The 17,442-nt window shown below is 45.8% G+C and carries 9 protein-coding genes and 1 riboswitch; of the genes, 5 read left to right on the top strand and 4 right to left on the bottom strand.

What is annotated here, in order from left to right; genetic code table 11:
- The first annotated feature begins 110 nt into the window (after nt 1–110).
- The 3 genes from MHI38_RS11610 (at nt 111) to MHI38_RS11600 (ending at nt 8,698) form a co-directional block, all read left to right on the top strand.
- Nucleotides 111–2,495 (top strand): YcdB/YcdC domain-containing protein, encoded by a 2,385-nt coding sequence (locus MHI38_RS11610; protein ID WP_186809833.1) that lies wholly within the window; start codon nt 111–113, stop codon nt 2,493–2,495.
- A 320-nt stretch (nt 2,496–2,815) separates the two neighbouring features.
- Nucleotides 2,816–3,943: a transglutaminase domain-containing protein gene (locus tag MHI38_RS11605; RefSeq protein ID WP_154891734.1), complete on the top strand. Its 1,128-nt coding sequence runs from the start codon at nt 2,816–2,818 to the stop codon at nt 3,941–3,943.
- A 210-nt stretch (nt 3,944–4,153) separates the two neighbouring features.
- A complete protein-coding gene (locus MHI38_RS11600; RefSeq protein ID WP_341181266.1) occupies nt 4,154–8,698 on the top strand; it encodes a collagen binding domain-containing protein in 4,545 nt (1,514 codons plus the stop codon).
- Nucleotides 8,699–8,855: 157 nt separating this feature from the next.
- Here MHI38_RS11600 and MHI38_RS11595 read toward each other — a convergent pair whose 3' ends face one another.
- The 3 genes from MHI38_RS11595 to MHI38_RS11585 all read right to left on the bottom strand — a co-directional run bounded on the left by MHI38_RS11595 (nt 8,856) and on the right by MHI38_RS11585 (nt 12,760).
- A complete protein-coding gene (locus MHI38_RS11595; RefSeq protein ID WP_154891732.1) occupies nt 8,856–9,485 on the bottom strand; it encodes a class D sortase in 630 nt (209 codons plus the stop codon).
- 138 nt (nt 9,486–9,623) lie between these two features.
- A complete protein-coding gene (locus MHI38_RS11590; RefSeq protein ID WP_341181265.1) occupies nt 9,624–11,114 on the bottom strand; it encodes an amino acid permease in 1,491 nt (496 codons plus the stop codon).
- A gap of 112 nt (nt 11,115–11,226) precedes the next feature.
- Nucleotides 11,227–11,445, bottom strand: a riboswitch (Lysine riboswitch).
- Between the two features lie 172 nt (nt 11,446–11,617).
- Complete coding sequence (locus MHI38_RS11585; RefSeq protein ID WP_154891729.1) at nt 11,618–12,760, bottom strand: virulence factor; 1,143 nt, start codon at nt 12,758–12,760, stop codon at nt 11,618–11,620.
- 253 nt (nt 12,761–13,013) lie between these two features.
- Here MHI38_RS11585 and MHI38_RS11580 point away from each other — a divergent pair, with 253 nt between their 5' ends.
- Nucleotides 13,014–13,430 (top strand): hypothetical protein, encoded by a 417-nt coding sequence (locus tag MHI38_RS11580; RefSeq protein ID WP_253491378.1) that lies wholly within the window; start codon nt 13,014–13,016, stop codon nt 13,428–13,430.
- Between the two features lie 82 nt (nt 13,431–13,512).
- On the opposite strand, the gene MHI38_RS11575 is transcribed toward MHI38_RS11580, so the two are convergent.
- On the bottom strand, nt 13,513–14,211 hold the full coding sequence (locus MHI38_RS11575) for a response regulator transcription factor (protein WP_154891727.1): 699 nt from the start codon (nt 14,209–14,211) through the stop codon (nt 13,513–13,515).
- Between the two features lie 339 nt (nt 14,212–14,550).
- Between MHI38_RS11575 and MHI38_RS11570 the strand changes: the two genes are divergently transcribed.
- Nucleotides 14,551–17,400: an ATP-binding protein gene (locus MHI38_RS11570; protein WP_308723220.1), complete on the top strand. Its 2,850-nt coding sequence runs from the start codon at nt 14,551–14,553 to the stop codon at nt 17,398–17,400.
- Nucleotides 17,401–17,442 lie beyond the last annotated feature (42 nt).

The raw sequence follows: 17,442 nt of genomic DNA, 5'->3' as shown, positions 1-17,442 counted from the left end.
GAAGCTTATGGTATCATAGATTAGAATGGCAAAATTCATGCGAGAGTATTTATGATGCATCCTGCATGAGATTGAAGGGAGAGGTAACCATTTTGAGTTGGGATTGGAACATGAATGGAAGGCTAAAAACGTTCACAGCCAAAGCCGCAGCAACAGCAATGGCAACTCTGCTGTTTACGACACAGGTACCGGGTTTGACGGGGAGCGCATCCGCTGCTCAGGCGGGAACTGGCTCAGTGAATGAAGCAGTGTCGGGGGAAAACGATCAACTAGACGTAACAAGCAATGACGTGCCGGAGGGTGCAAAAATTTCATCCAGGCAAGCCGCTGATAATATATTAAAGCTGTTTCCGTTATTAAGAAAAGCGACGATCTCGTCTGCTAATTTCGATGTATCCAATTCCTATCCACCGCCGGATTACAAGGTATGGGATATTGGATTTCAAATTGTACAAGGTAATCATTCCATGGGATTCAGCGCGAATGTGCATGCAGGTACGGGGGAAGTCCTAAGCGTACATTTGCCATCTGAATTTGTGGAGAGTCAGCTGTCATCCGGTTCAGATGTTCAACTTACCAAGGAAGAAGCTGAAAAAACAGCTTTGGAACTGCTACATCAGGCAATTCCTGAACTACAGGAAGGACAGTATGTGCCGCTAGGAGACACGGTTTCACCTGTGGAACAACAAGCGTTATTTGGCCGCAATGAATATCAGTTTGTCTATAACTTAAAACATGATGGCGTCGTGTCGGATGCAGAGACAGTCTACATAACTGTGGATGAGAGAGGTCAAGCCACATCGTATTCACGTTCGACCATCTCGGCGAAATATCCTTCCTCCAAGCCGAAGGCCTCGGAAGAGCAGGCCAGACAGGTATTTGAAGATGGATTTGATGTAGAGCTTGCCTATATCTCCAAAGAACAATGGTCATCCAGACAAGGGCAAAAATATGTTCTCGGTTATTTGCCCAAAGGTGATAGTATGGGGCCGATTAACGCTAACACGTTAGACCGAATTGACGTGATGACAGGAAAAGCCGTGGACAAGAGCAGTTCACAACAAAATAAAAAAGTAACAGGCAATCGGCCGGCATTTGTTGCAGCCAGCGGTCAGCGCTTAAATGTGCAACAGGCAGTAGAGCGGGTTGCAGCCAATTTTGACATACCCAAGGATTACAAACTCGAACACAGTCAATTAACCAAAGGTTACTATGGCAATGCGAACAGCCAGGTCTGGAGTCTAAGCTGGAGCAATCGCAATGCAAACATATCCTATATGTTCATGCGTGATATTTCGGCGCAGGTCGATGCGGTTACCGGACAGGTCTACAGCTACAACTTGATGCAACGGGTTGGACCAGAGATGGGGCAGGAAAAGCCTTCTCAAGAGAAGGAGAAAAAGACGGTTACTTCAACACAGGCCGAGAAACTTGCAATAAATACGATCATTGCCGCTGTACCACAAGCCAAAGAGCAGTATCAATTGGCCAGAATGATAGAAGCAGACGATGCTCGTACGTTTGTATTTCAGCGTTATTTGAACGGGATTCGGGTTCAGGATGACACGGCACAGGTGCAGGTAAGGAACAATGGGGATATTACTGAATTCTATACACGCCTCGCGGCATCTCTTGAGCAACTACCGACAGATATTACACCTGCAATCTCTTACGAAAAAGCTAAAGAACTCTATCTGAAGAAATATACGTTAACGTTGAATTATGCTCGTTACGGTGGGTTCGGTTTGGGTACTAGTGAACCTGTACCTGTGGGGGTGAATTTGGCTTATGTACCTGTAAGCGGTAAGAAATCTCTATACAATTTGAATGAATTGCTGGATGCTAATACAGGTCAATGGTTCTTCATGTACGGTCTAGACCATGCGGCATCTCAGATCGAACCGACAGATATTGCGGGTCATATTGCTGAATCAGCTTTGCGTAACATGACCAAGCATAAGGTGTTGATTGCTGACGAGCAGGGACGTGTATTTCCGGATCGGGTCATTACCCGGGGGGATTGGTTCAACTATCTGGCAAGAGCAATTAATCCGAACATGGACATGTACTATAACAGCGAGAGCAATGAGAAGCTTTTTGCTGATGTAACGATAGAAAGTCCGTATTACAAGGCAGTGAAAGTCCTTATAGATCAACGATGGATCGGTGGAGCTGACCCTGAGAAGCAGCTAAAACCTGAGGAAGAAATGACACGTGAGGAATTGGCGGTCTTGCTGATGCGTATTCTGCGTTATGAGAAGCTCGCCGGATTCTATATGCAGCCGTCAGATTTGCCTAACATTGCCGACGCCAGTGCGATCAACAATAAGGGCGCTGTTTCTCTGAGCTTGAAGCTTGGCTTGTTACCTTCTATTGAGGGAAGATTCATGCCTGCTCGCAAAGTAACGGTATCTGAGGCATCTCAAGTTCTTGAACGACTTGCCAAGTTGCAAGGGAAGACGGACACGTTCATGACGGGTAGCCGCCTTTATTGATTCCAGGCAGGCTGACCTGCATTAATGTGTACGAATCTGTACGCATGCAAAGCCACTCATAAATTGCTCCAGAAAGACATAGGATGAAGTGAAGCGGCAAACATGATGACTGCAACTAAAGTTCAAGGGGCCTTCCGAGAAGGTCCCTTTTCCACTTGATTCCACTAAGATTGGAAAGATACAAGTCGAATTATTCTTTTACACGTTAACGACGTGGACTGTGTAAAATTTTTAATTCAACTTATATAGAACACTGAAAGCAAGACCTTTTATGATACAATAGGGCATGAGAATGCTACGAAGAAGGGTGGGGTCCTTTCATGGGTAAGAACGGTAAACGAGTGATCACCATGTTGCTGGCAGGCTGTCTTGTTGCCGCTTGGTTGCCACGTACAGTTGACTTGGATCAATTGTATGCAGCGTCAGGCACGTCCGAACTATCTACAGCGACGGATTTGCGTCAGACACTGTTGAATGCGATGTCGCAGCGTACAGAGAAAGTGGTGTTTACCTACAAGGGGAATGTGAAGGGCCTCAAGAAACAGTTGCAGACCTCTATCGATGAAGCAATGAAGAGTGATCCTTATATTCAATATACAGTGAAAAGTTATGCGTTTAACTATAAAGGCTCCAATACATCGGCCGAGGTGGATGTGACCCTCTCTTACCGGGAAACGAAGGCGCAGACCGATTATGTGAATCGGAAAGTAGCTAGTGTGCTCAAAGAAATTATTAAACCCGGCATGACGAGTCATGAGAAGGTTAAAGTTATTCATGATTGGATTGTGCTGAATCTTGCTTATGATACTTCATTACAAAAATATACGGCTTATGACGGACTTGCGACAGGCAGTACCGTATGTCAAGGATACTCCTTGCTTACTTACCGCATGCTGGAGCGGGTAGGGATTGAAAATCGCATCGTTGAAGGTCAAGCAGGGGGGCAACTTCATGCCTGGAACCTGGTGAAGCTGGATGGAAAGTGGTACCATATGGACACGACGTGGGATGATCCAACACCTGATCGCAAAGGCGTTGTGAGTCATAGCTACTACTTGTTAAGTGATAAAGAGATGGCGCGTGACCATGTCTGGACAGGCAAAAACAAGTACCCTGCAGCCTATGCACCATACCGTGATGCTCTGCTTAAACTGGCGAAGACGGACGGAAACAAGCAGGAGGTATACCAAAAACTGTACCACGCATTGGAATACTCTCTGTACGATGAACAAGATGCAGTCAAGGAACGCGCAGTGCTCAAAACCAAAGTTCAGGGTGTGCTAAATGAGGGCGGAACTTCGTTAACCTTCAGATATAAGGGCACAGAGAGCAGTTTGATCGAAGATTTGCAGGATCTGTACCAGCTGGGTATGAAGTCTATCTCTTATTTTGTCTCCAAGATGGAAGATACAACAGATCTGCGTGTCAAAATTAACTGGACCTTGTAATAGAGGGCAGGAGCATATAGTCTGGTTCAGGTTCAGTGGTGTCAAATATAGCTGTATCAACGTATCTTCGTACCAAGAGCACCGCATGACGGGTGCTCTTTTTGTTGTCCAGTCTGCCAGCATGTCCATTGTCTATTTTTTGTATAGGTTCCCCTGTTATTCTATTCCTCGGCGTCTGCCAACATTATGAGCGAGGAGGATATGCGGAACATGAAGAGACAAGTGGGCATCATGATGATTGCACTTTTGCTGGTTACGCAATTGCTACAAGGGATGGTGTTAACATCAACTGTGCATGCTCAGGATGACACGAACCTGATCTCGGCGGGTACAATGAATAATTTAGAACCACCTTCACCAGAAGAGGATGACACGGTTTCTGAGGAACAGGACAATACGGATACTGCTACGGATGATGAATCAGTCCAGGGAGATGTGGATCAAACGGCATCTGTAGAGGAAGCGAACCATACAAACGTAAGCCTTATGGCTACCGCTGCTGCAGCTCCCGAGATTCAGGAGAATCTGATTACGAGTGTGCAGATGTACAACCAGAAGCCGGATTATGACGGCAACGGTCAGATCGAAGTCAAGGGAGACAAGATTGAGGATATTCGCCCACGGATATCGGATGAAGTTGCGGTTGTTTTTAAATGGGGATTTGGGGATGATACCCATTCTTACGGGGATGGATCGACCTTCACATTCCACCTGCCTGACAAGTTTATGATAGGCTCACAGCTGAGGGGCAGTTTGGACGGGGGCGTCGGAGAATACGTCGTGAACCCGGACGGCACCATTGTATTTACCTTTAATGAAATGCTCGAACATGCCAAGCTGGAAGGAAACTTCTATGTGTGGATCAAATTTGACGAGAGCAAGATGCAAGATGGACTGAAACAGAAGATTGATTTTAGTGGTGCAGGTCAAGGCATTATTGATGTGAATTTTGCAAACACCGCGAAGGATGAACTTCAGAAGACAGGGAAAGCAAACAAAAATAATTTCAACTCGGATGAGATTGAATGGACCGTAGATTTTAATCAGGCCGAAAAGATCATGAACAATGTGGTTTTGGAGGATACATTACCGCTGGGGCTGTCACTTCAAGGGGATATTGAGATCCGCGAGCTGGAGGTCCAGTTAAATGGTTTCGTGAAGGAAGGTCCTGTTGTTAATACAGCAACCCAGTTCCCTGTAAACTTGGGCAATATCGACAAAGCATATCGTGTCACATACAAGACGAACATTCAGGCACCGACTAGTGCTCCCTATACAGGTGTAACTTATTCCAATGAAGTGACGCTGACAGCAGATCAGAGCGAGTATAATGAATCCGATCTTGGACGTGTTACGGTTAGTTTCAATGAACCGCTGAACAAGTCGGGACAAGAAAGTGCATACGATCCAGTTACTCAGACGATTACATGGAAGGTTCAGTACAACTATAATCAGCAAACCATTGCACAGGCAAGTGCATGGCTTGAAGACCGTTTTGATACGGCAAAACAGAGGCTGATTGCAAGTTCACTTCGCGTATATGAAGTACAGATTCAATCGGATGGTCGCCCTGGTACAAGAACAGAGGTTGATCCTGCAAACTACACGGTGACTGGTGTCGGCACCGGTTTTAATGAAGGTTTTAAGCTACAGTTCAACAACGATATTGATAAAGCCTATGAGATTGAATATGACACCCAGGCCATACAGCGGATATACGAAAATGAGACTGTAGTTAATACAGTAAACACACAGGATGGCACGACTAAGGAAGGTCAAAAAAATATTGAGGAAGTTATTTTTGCGAAGAGTGTAAAAAATGAAAATTTCAATGCCAAGGAAATCGAGTGGCAGATTGTGCTGAACCGGGATCAGAAGGAGATGACGGACATCGTCATCACAGATGATTATACAGGCAGACATATGAAGCTTATTCCGGGCAGTCTGCAGATCAGTGGCGATCAGCAGGATCAGTTCGAGGCAGAACCTGTAGCAGACCCGGCGGATGTGAATTTTGAAAAAGGGTTTACGATTCGCCTGAAACCTGGCGGTATGATTAATAAAGAACATGTGATCACTTATAAAACAAGCTTTGATCCAACGGCTGGAATGCCAACAAACAATGAATATCGCAACACGGCAACGCTAAACTGGAATGAATCAGGCATTCCGCAGACCGCTATAACAAAGTTTGCTGTGGTCAGACCCCAGAATTACACAATTGAGAATGGTAACAAGAGGGGCGAATACAGCGCCAGAGACAAAGCGATTACCTGGACCATTGATGTGAATTACAATCTGTTCGATCTTCAGGAGGCCATTCTCAAGGATGCCTATATCGGGAATCAATCCTTTGTGGATGGATCATTGAAAGTGAATGAGCTTGAATTGAGGGGTGCCAACAATGTTACATCAGTTGGTGATGAGGTCACGTTGACATCGGGTCAATTCCAGCTTAACCCGGATGGCAAAGGTTTTACGCTGAATCTGGGTGACATCGGCAAAAAAGCTTATCGCGTGGTGTATCAAACGAGTCTGGACGGAGCGTATGCAGTGGAGGGTTCGTACAGCAATCATGCTGTTCTGACGGATGCTGAAGGCGGGCCTGTACGTTTTGACAAGAAGGCTGTAGTTACTCCAGCCCATGGCGGAGTATATGTGAACAAAACAGGCCGTCAGGTGGGGACATCAGATCTGGCCTCATGGGTTGTAAACATTAATCCAAGTCAGTCATTCATTGCCGCGGGTTCTGAATTAACGGACACGTTATCCGGCAACCAGATTTTGCTTGCCGATTCAATGAAGCTGTATGAAATTCAACTGCCTGCAAACAATTCAGGCGATGTTTCGGTGAAGGATCGGCTGGTTGATCCATCGGAATATGAATTGGCAGTGGACGGTAACACATTTACTTTCACATTTAAGCACGACTTAAACACGGCATATCTTCTGGAATATCAGTCCTACATCAATGCTGATGATGGCGAGAGAATTCAAAATCAGGTTGATTTTGCAGGACAGTCCTCTTCCGTTGCGGGAGAAGGTAGCCAGGCTGGTATCAAGGTATCGATGGCTGGTGCAGGCGGAGGGGCATCCACCGGAGTGGGGAAAATCAAAGTGCATAAGGTGGATGACAGCGGACAACCGCTGGAAGGAGCCATCTTCGCGATCTATAATGCATCTGGAACAATTCTTTTGGAAACATTGAAACCGACAGATGCGAACGGAATGGCCGAAAGCAGTCGGAATTATCGACTGCATCTCACGAGTGGTGTACCCTACCGTCTCAAGGAGGTTGCAGCACCCGCTGGATATCTAACAGACGCTGAGTATGGTTCTATTTCAGGCAAAACGATACAGTTCAAGGATGCGGATGCAGCCTTCGAGATTGTAAACGAAAAGATTCGTCAGGGCTTTGAACTGACCAAGGTAGATGCAGCAAATCCAGCCAAGACGCTGGAGGGGGCCGTTTTTGAGTTATATCACATTCAGGGCTCAACGCGTGAGAAGCTTAATGAACTCACGTCAGGAGTGAACGGCAGAATCACCAAAGGAGATTTGGAAGCAGGGGCGTATGAATTAATTGAAATTCAGGCGCCGGAATTTTATACAGTGGATAGTACACCTATTCCGTTCACGATTACTGCGAACCAGACACAAATTGTGACACTTACAAAAACGAACCACATCGGTACGGGAGGTAAACTGACCGTAACGAAAGTAAATGCCAAGGATCAAGCTCCATTGAGCGGAATTGAGTTCGAACTGCGTGATTCCTCCAACACGATTGTGGATACCGGGGTTACGAATCAACAGGGTATCATTGAATTTGGCAATCTGACTTATGATGTGTATACACTGGTGGAAACCAAAGCTGAAGGTTTCGTGATAGAAACCCCGGAGACTTCGGTATCCATTACCAAGCCAGACACTCAAGTGACGATCGAAAACAAGGAAAATGACCGTTCGGTAAAGCTGGTGAAATATAATGCAAGCCGAACGCAGCATCTGCAAGGTGCGGTCTTTGAATTACGTGCTCAATCAGCACTTATGGGGCCGGATGGAGAATGGCTGTTTAACGTGGTTACAGGCATCAACCCGACATTATTGACAACCGATCTCCACGGTGAGATTAAATTACAGCAGCTTGAACCCAATATGTATCAGTTGGTTGAAGTGAAGGCCCCTGCTGGTTATCAATTGGATCAGACGCCAGTTGTATTTGAAATTACCAATCGACAAACCGAGGCCGTTGTTGTAGAAAAGACAAACCGGGCTATTCCGGTATCAGGCGGGCCGAGTGAGCCGTATAATCCGGGTACGCCTAACATTGGCAACACTCCAGAACCAACGAAACCAAATACACCTGATGGGAAAACACCGGAAATATCCGTGCCTGGTACGATTGTAACGAAGCCTTCGGAACCCGCAGAAGGAAGCGCGGGTGGAAGCAAGCCGGATGATGATTCCGAGACATCGCCTCCAGCGTCTGAAACGGTCGATGGAAATGAGACGCAGCCTCAGGTGACAGAAGGAAATGATACGGGCGAAGATGGTGAGCTTACACGTCCTACGGGTACAGATTCTGATCGTGAGGTTTCATCAGGGAACAGCAGCCATACGTCAGCTCAAGGCATGCTGCCCAAGACAGGTGAAGAGAGCTCCATCGTTTACACGGTCTCGGGATTAATGCTGATGGTTATGGGAAGTGCAGGGTACTTGTACTTCCGGCGCAGAGAGCAGTTCCAACGCTAAAGTGAGATGCTGGACACCCTGACCTGGACAAATACGAATAACGTATAATCAAACACCCTCCGGCCTATGCCACGAAGAATTGATCTTCGTGAGCAGGCGGGAGGGTGTTTTGACGTTTTTTTCTTGGTTAAGGCTGTATCACGGTGTAGCAGTCCATTTAAGTGTTTACTTTTACAGCGCGTATAATGAGCCGATGTGTTGCATCGATCAGCGGATCACAGGTGATCAACGTTAGAACTTCTCCAAGGCCCGGGTCTTCCAGAACAGATACATCGGAAGGCTCTACAACGGAAATCTGATCGATTTTGTAGTGTATGGTTGTTTGATTGGCAAGTATGATCTCTACAGAGTCGCCCATTTGAAGCTCACCCAGCCGGTTGAATAATCGACCTTTTCGATGAGCACGATGAGCAGCAATCGCCGCATTACCAGATTGTCCGATTGAAGCTGTCTCCATCAGATGGGCTGCAGCAAACTTCATATTTTCCTGAGTCGCACCTTCCAGAATAGGCAAGCGCACATCAATAACCGGAATAGAGATAATTCCAAGTGTTCCGGGTGCAAGGGAATTATTGGCGGCAATGTCCCCGGTAGTTCCCTCTTGGTCTGAATGACCGGTATCTATACTGCGTTCAAAGGTAAGATTCAGTTGAGACAGGCCGGACTGAAGATGTTTCAGTTCACTCAGGACTCGGCTCTGCTGCCAGTCATAATACATTCCTTGCAGCGTTGGAAAGCTGATCGTCAACAGGCCTAATAGCACAAGCAGGACAGACCACTTTTTCAAAGTACATCTCTCCTTCGGTTGAGAGTATAATAGGTGTTCCCTTATCTATTGTACGGATCAACCTATACAAAATATGGACAGAAAAATCCCCTGTTCCAAACAGATTGCTCTGTAGAACAGGGGATGAGGATTAGTCTTTTACTCCTTAATACCTGAAGATTCAGCAGGTGTGAAGTCGCATTCCTGTAGAGGGACAACTTTGGTCTTTTTAATCCATTTGTAACCGAGCCATAGTATCAGGAATAACGGTACACTCAGGTAAGCAACAAGGACTCCACTCCAGTCGATCTGGTCACCTGTGAATGCCTGATAGTTCTGTCCAAGAATAACGATAATACACAGCACAAAGGCAAAGATCGGCCCAAACGGGAACCACCGCGCACGGTAAGGCAAATCTCTCAAATCCCGGCCTTGTGCGACATAGGCTCTTCGGAAGCGGTAATGGCTGATCGCAATACCCAGCCACGTAATGAATCCACACATGCCGGATGCATTCAGCAACCAAGTATAGACGATACCGTCACCGAAGAGGGAAGCCAAAAATGCAAGCATGCCAACAGCGGTTGTGACAAGCAGCGCGTTCATCGGAATGCCTCGTTTATTCAGCTTGCCAAGAAAACGTGGAGCTTTGCCATCCCGGGCAAGTGCATAGAGCACACGGCTTGAAGCGTACATGCCGGAATTGCCGGCAGAGAGCACGGAAGTCAGGATGACGGCATTCATGACAGAAGCCGCAATCGCAAGTCCTGCTTTTTCGAAGACAAGCGTAAACGGACTGACCCCGATGTTCTCCAGATCACCTTTGAGCAGATTCGGGTGAGTGTAAGGAATAATCAAACTGATTACAGTAATCGCCAAAATGTAAAAGATCAGAATACGCCAGAAGACCTGGCGAATGGCACGAGGTACGTTTTCGCGTGGATTCTCACTTTCACCTGCGGCGACACCGATCAATTCCGTTCCCTGGAAGGAGAAACCCGCGGCCATAAACACGCCGAGCACAGCGAAGAAGCCACCGTGGAATGGTGCATCACTGATTGTAAAGTTGCTGAAGCCAACAGCTTCACCGCCTAGAATACCAAAGATCATTAATACGCCGACACTCAGGAAGATAATAACTGTGGCCACTTTGATAATGGCAAACCAATACTCCGATTCCCCGTATCCTTTGACGGACAGGATATTCAAGGCAAAGATCAGTACCAGGAACAGCAGACTCCATAACATGGATGAGCTGTCCGGGAACCAATATTTAATCAGAACGGTAGCCGCAGCGAGTTCGGCGGCAATCGTTACCGCCCAGTTGTACCAGAAGTTCCAGCCCATGGCGAAGCCGAGAGCGGGGTCAACGAAACGTGCGGCATACGTATTAAAAGAACCGGAGTCCGGCATAAAGGTTGCGAGTTCTCCCAAGCTGGTCATGAGGAAATAAACCATGATTCCCACAGCCGCGTAGGCAAGTAATGCACCGCCAGGGCCGGCAGTGGAGATGGCTGTACCACTTGCCAGAAAGAGTCCGGTACCAATGGAGCCGCCCAGGGCAATCATGGTCATGTGACGTGCACGCAATCCTTTTTTCAGTGTAGGTCCAGTTGTTGTTGTGTGTGATTGGTTGCTGCGGTCTTGCATGAAAACACTCCTTCAATTGTATTGCTGATGCAGATCATAGATCCATAAACAAAAAAAGACCACAGGCATGAGCCTGCGGTCTTGATATTTATATCCGCACCATGTCCCAGATGATTAAGATAGCTCAACACAGAAGAAGTCATACCTTTTTTAGAAAAAGATACGAATACTTCTGTGACAGTTCTGCACCTTTCGGCTGCAGCCCCAGCTCACCGGACCGATAAAGGAACGTCCAGTAAACTTCGGCGGGTACACCTTTCGGCTGATCTCAACAGCGGCTCCTAGCGCCTTCTTCAGCTTACTGATCGCACCCGCGACCTCTACCTCACCATGCAATGGATGAGGTGTATCTATTGTTTATGAAATTAGAAATCACGCTTTGAGCAGCGTGTAACCTGTTAATCAAACAGAAAACAAGTATACCGCTCATCGATTTACAGTGCAATAACAAATGTTGGATTGTTCCCTGGAAGGTTCCTAAAGGACAAAACTAAAAGATAAATCTAATCCTGCTTTTTATTTCGTCCTGCCATCTGCTGCCACACCGTTCCGGCCGCCTGTTCACCAGACTCGATACGTTCTAGCGCCATTTTGGCCTGCAAGCTCACTTCAAATTCGGGATCTTCCGCGGCGAGACGTAAAGCCTGCTCCGCTTCTTCGGTTCCGACTTCATACAGAAAACGAGCCGCACGCCAGCGCACAAGTTTGCTCTTGTCCGTCAACGTTTCAATCATGGCCGGTGTGGCAACAGGGTCGCCGATGTCTGATAAAGTATCCCCGGCAGTACGCCGTACAGCGGGAGAACTGTCCCGAAGCGCTTCGTACAGAAGTTCCATCGCTTCAGGTGTACGAATATCCCCCAGATAGACAACGGCCAAGCGACGAATTTGCATTTTGCTGTCACGCAGTGCCTTTGCTACCAGATGCAGTCTTTCCTCTGTTGGTTCCATACCATCCAGTGCGGCATAGCGTACATTCCAGTCTTCATTCTGAAGAGCTTCTTCCAGTTCCGGTCCAACCAGCGCACGCCGATGCTCAACGAATTCTTCTGTATTTGTACCATGCGCAATAGCTTGCTGAATAACCTGCTCCAATCGCTCCGGTGGATAAGCCGCTTCCAGTTCTTGTTCAACTTCACGCGCAATATCCGGTAGCTCACCGTACCGTACCCCGTAATCGCTCAGTTTACGTTCTTTGATCATTGTAGCGCTGGCAACTTCCGTAACGGCTTTGACAAAACGGTCTGACAGTGAAATCCGTTCCTCTTTCGTTCCGGCTTTGACGCGAATTTGCATCGGCACTCCGCGGAAAAACTGAACAAAAACTTGTGCTTCTCCAAAGTGTTCACCTGAAGCATCTTCTGATTCAATCCAGTCCAGATTTACGCTTTCCTGACCCAGACGGCTCTGTACTTCACCAAGAATCACAGACCAGTCTGCATTGCCTTTACGATCCAGAGCAACGAAGTCGGTCGTGTGGAATACACTTTTCACGCCTGGAATGTGTAACATCTGGCGAATAAACGCCGGGGCTGAACGTTCGTTGTCCAGTGTATAGGTTCTGCGAATCCCGTCTTCCAGACGTTCGTCGAGATGTAACATCATCGTATTTGGACTCGGTGTTGGTTCAATGGAAACTATATTCATGGTTGAAACCTCCTATAATAGCAGATTGATACATAAGCTCCCGTAAAATAAATCACACAGTACCTTTATTTTAACGGACACCTCTATTTTACATGAAATCAGGAAAACTGCGAAATTACATGCCGAGGAGAAGCATTAGCGCAGGTATGTGAAGAAGTGCGAAGATTGTTAACACTTCTTTCATGTTCGTGCACAAACATTTTTAAATGAAACCTGACACAATATAGGTAAGAAGCTATTGGAGGTTATATCTATGGAGCCTGTTACTGTGCTAACGGATGGAGAGCGTTGTATTAACTTTGAGAAAATCAAACCTTTGTTTGAGGATTGGATTGCTTCTGCGCCATCAGATTCAGTAAAGGGAACAGGAAGAGGGGATTGGGAGAATTCCCGTTTTTGCATTGTGGATTATAGGAACGCTGATCAGGCCATAGCCGCGGCGAAAGCCATCCGTGCTTTTGTACCGGATGTTCCTCTACTGGTCATTACCGATTTTACATCCTTGGTTCGTAAGCGTCATCTGCAACAGATTACAGGTATTGGTGTTACGAAGTTGATGCTCTGGAATGAACAAGACCCCGATCAATTGGTTAGCGGCATCGAGAAATGGCTGCAAACTTTCGGGTACGAAACACCAATAACCATGCCTTCCGCTTTACACATCAGGTAAAACGAAAGAAGCATGGTGCTTGCAACTGTTTTTATACAGCTTTGTTATGTTTATGTTTTGTGATGGCTGTACCTACGACCAACTAGACCATATATTTATAGCCTGTACCCCATACCGTTTTAATAAAACGGGGATTTTTGGGGTCGGGCTCTATTTTTTTGCGAAGACTAGAGATATGTACGTCGATGGTTCGATCCAGATAGGCGCGTTCTGAGCCTTTGATGCGGTCCATCAGTTCATTACGGGTAAATACTTTGCCCGGATTGCGATACAATTCCTTCATAATCTCAAATTCGATATGGGTTACATCGATTTCAACACTATCTACAAATAGCGTTCTCCTGTATTCATTTACACTAATGTGACCTGTCATTTCAGATGGCTGATTCTCTTTAACGGGTTTATCCTGGTAAGTGATAATCGACCTGCGTAACAATGCTTTAATTCTGGCGTCCAACTCTTTCAGACTAAACGGCTTGCAGAGGAAATCGTCAGCACCGTTATGTAAGGCTCGAAGTCGATCATTTAACATCGTACTCGCAGATATCATCAGGACAGGAACGGTGGAATGTTGCCGAAAAGAATCAACAAGTTCGTTACCGTCAATTTCGGGCAACATCAAATCTGTCACCACAATATCAGGTTGAAACTGGGAAAATAAATGAAGTGCTTCACGGGGATGATGAACCCGCTCGGTTATGTATCCTTCCTCATCAAGAAAAAAAGCGATCATGTCCGCTAAATTCTTTTCATCTTCTATAAGAAGTACTTTGATTGACATAGCTTCACACTCCTTACGAACGAGGATTTGTTAAGAAATTACGATGAAATGATGAAAAATACCGCAAAAAATTTAATGGTTCTATTCCAGAATATAGGAAGTAGCACCAACTTGCAAAAAGACTTTACCTTGATAGTGTAGTTTATCATGAGATTACTTTTTTTGCCGAATCATAATTTTTGCCATACGTATTTTGAATGTTAATTAAAGTATAATGGATCAGAGTGCTTAAAGGGAAAAAAGGTTCGAAGTTATCGCCAGCTATTAGGGGGAACAGATGTTGTTAGAGAGAACAAAGAGGGCAGAAGTACCTCGAATCCACGGTGAGGACAGATGTATATGTATGGGATAACGGAAGCGAGGAACCTGTTGGAACGGATTCTACTGCACCTGAGAAGACCCTGGATTGGAACATGTCTTCTGGTGTTCTTTGGCACACTAAGTTCCATTTTTCCGTTTACATTGTTCTATGGTGTTCAATTTGTACTCATTAGTGCCACAGCATTGGTTGCCCTTCGTTTGTATGGAGGGATATACGGTTTTGTATCACTTACGTTAGTCTATCTATCTAAAAGCCTAATCATTGGGCTGGATTCGCATAACCTTTATGTCATGGCTGGACATTTTATAGAGCTGATCTGGATGCTGGGGTGGCAGAGGTATTATAAAAAAGGCAGTCTGATCAAAGCTAACGCTGTGTTCTGGATTGTGATGTTACTTCCTGCAATTGGTTACGGATATTATGTTTTAGGCCTGACTGTGGAAGTGACCAAATATGAATATATGTACGTGGCTGTCGTGAGCATGGTCAACGCCCTGATAGCAGGCATTGTGGTTGATTTTTGGATCACTTTGGGTGAACATCAGGCGAAACGTGCAGGCACGATCCCCCTAGCGAGAATTGCTTTTAAATATGTGGTTACTTTTGTTGTGTTTGTCTCTCTTGTCCTGTTGTCAGTGGATAGTCGCAGACAATTGAGCCAGATGAACGAATCCATCTTACGGGATATGAAACATGCAGCGAATGCTGTGGTTCAGGATTTAGATGAACAGTATGTAACGCCGGATAACCTTGCAGAAAATGTAGAGCGTTACCACCATTTGCTGGGTATGAATGTGATTTTACTAGATCAGCGTGGAACTGTCGTTGTTTCTGGAATCCCCGAGTATCTTCCGGGAGAATTCATAAACCTGGATAGTTTTCAGGTGCTGACATCCAGGAGCGGCCCAATTCTTTTAAATTCAGAGAAAGCTCATTACAGCGATATATTGGATCATTGGAGGCAAGCTTCTTTTATCTATGAGGCTGAGGAAACGGCTATTACCCCTTATCAGGTGTTTGTTGAAACCAATTCGTCCCAGTATTACACGCAAATTGAGAAGATCTATCTGACTACTTTTCAATCTTTATTCGTTATTATCGTTACATCCATGATTGTGGCAGCTCCTTTGAGTAGCAAAGTGGTTAGTCCCTTACTTCGTTTGACCCGGTTAACAGGTTCTCTTCCTCGTCTACTTTTTCGAAACGGAAATATGGATTGGCCGAGCAGTCATGTGACCGAAGTGCAGATCCTCATTGGAAACTTACGCAAGATGGCGGATGTGTTACTCGAACAATTCGAACAGATTCGACTCGATAAGTTAACACTGGAGGACAGGGTCATTGCTCGTACGAAGGAACTGAAGAACAGCGAAGGCATTAAACGTGCCATTATTGAATCTTCAATTGATGCCATTATCTCGGTTGATTGCCAAGGGGTGATCATTGAGTTTAACCCTGAGGCCGAAAGGATGTTTGGATTGGGGCGGGAAGAGGTTTTGTTGCAGAAGGAAGCCTCATCTCTTTTCCAGGGGATTAGTTTACAGGAAATTAAGTTGATGTTAGAGCAATATGAGTATGTCGAAGGCAAACGGTATATCACGGTTGATGAAATATTAGGTGTTCGCAATGACGGCTCCGTTTTTCCGATTGAGTATCGAATTGTAGAGATTCAATTGGGGAAAAACGAGACGTTATACAATCTGTTCATCAAAGATATTACAGAACGTACTCGTGCAGAAGAAGACCGGGTGCGTCATGCCCTTGTATTGGAGCACCTTAACCTGGAGTTGTTCCAAGAGAAGGCAGCAATTCAGGAACAGCGCGATATCAGTGAACAATTCATTGAATCGGTTCGCGAAGGACTTGTCATGTCTGACCGTTCAGGCACGATTACAATTGTGAATCGCCGAATAGAAGAGATGTTTGGACTAGGTAATTTTCTAGGAGAATCCATCACTGACTTGGCTCAAGCCATCGATTCGATGGTACAGACGGATAACTTCAATCTGACAGAACAGACAAGAGCATTTCTGGATGGAGAACAAGCATTCATCGAGACCAATTTCTATTTTGATAACGTGGAGCAAAGCGTTTTTTCGTTGTACATGAAACAGATGGACGTGCCAGGGAAAAATCATGGATTCCTGCTCGTATTTCGTGACTTAACGGGTGAAGAGCGGCTGAACCGGATGAAAAACGAGTTGATTAGCGTTGTTTCTCATGAACTTCGTACACCTGTGGCTACCATCATGGGATATGTTGAACTGATGTTAATGTATGACCTCCCGACATCCCAACGTAAGGAGTTTATGGAGACTATTGCGTCTGAAGGCAAACGTCTGAGCAGCTTGCTGGATGATGTGCTTGATATCCAGCGTCTCGACAATGAAGGGATGACTTATCATATGACCTACGTTCCTCTCGTGGACCTTGTTGAAGGTGTAGCAGAACAATGGAACATGAAGTCTTCTCAGCGGATCTATGTGCATGTCTTTAATGGTGATCTCTTTGCTTATGCGGATCAGAACCGGATGGTTCAAGTATTGCATAATCTGATAGGCAATGCGGTAAAGTACTCTCCAGGAGCAGAGCGAATCGACGTCACATTATGGGAAGAAGAGGGAGCACTGTGCATCGATGTAAGGGATTATGGCATAGGGATTGCCGAGAGTGAGAAGGATCTACTGTTTAACAAATTCTATCGTGTAGATAATTCGGATCATCGTCAGATTGGTGGCACGGGCCTCGGTCTGTATATCTCCCGCAAAATTGTGGAGGATCATCAAGGAAGTCTGACCTTCATGTCGGCGCCAGGGAAAGGCAGTACGTTCAAAGTCAGGTTGCCCAAACAGGACGTTGTTCTCTAGTTCTTAACATATCGTTATTATAATATCGTGAGCTTTTATCTT

The sequence above is a fragment of the Paenibacillus sp. FSL K6-1558 genome, assembly GCF_038002565.1.
Classification (GTDB): Bacteria; Bacillota; Bacilli; order Paenibacillales; family Paenibacillaceae; genus Paenibacillus; species Paenibacillus polysaccharolyticus.
Note: the sequence above shows the minus strand (reverse complement) of the source record. Positions and strands in the feature narration are given on the sequence as shown.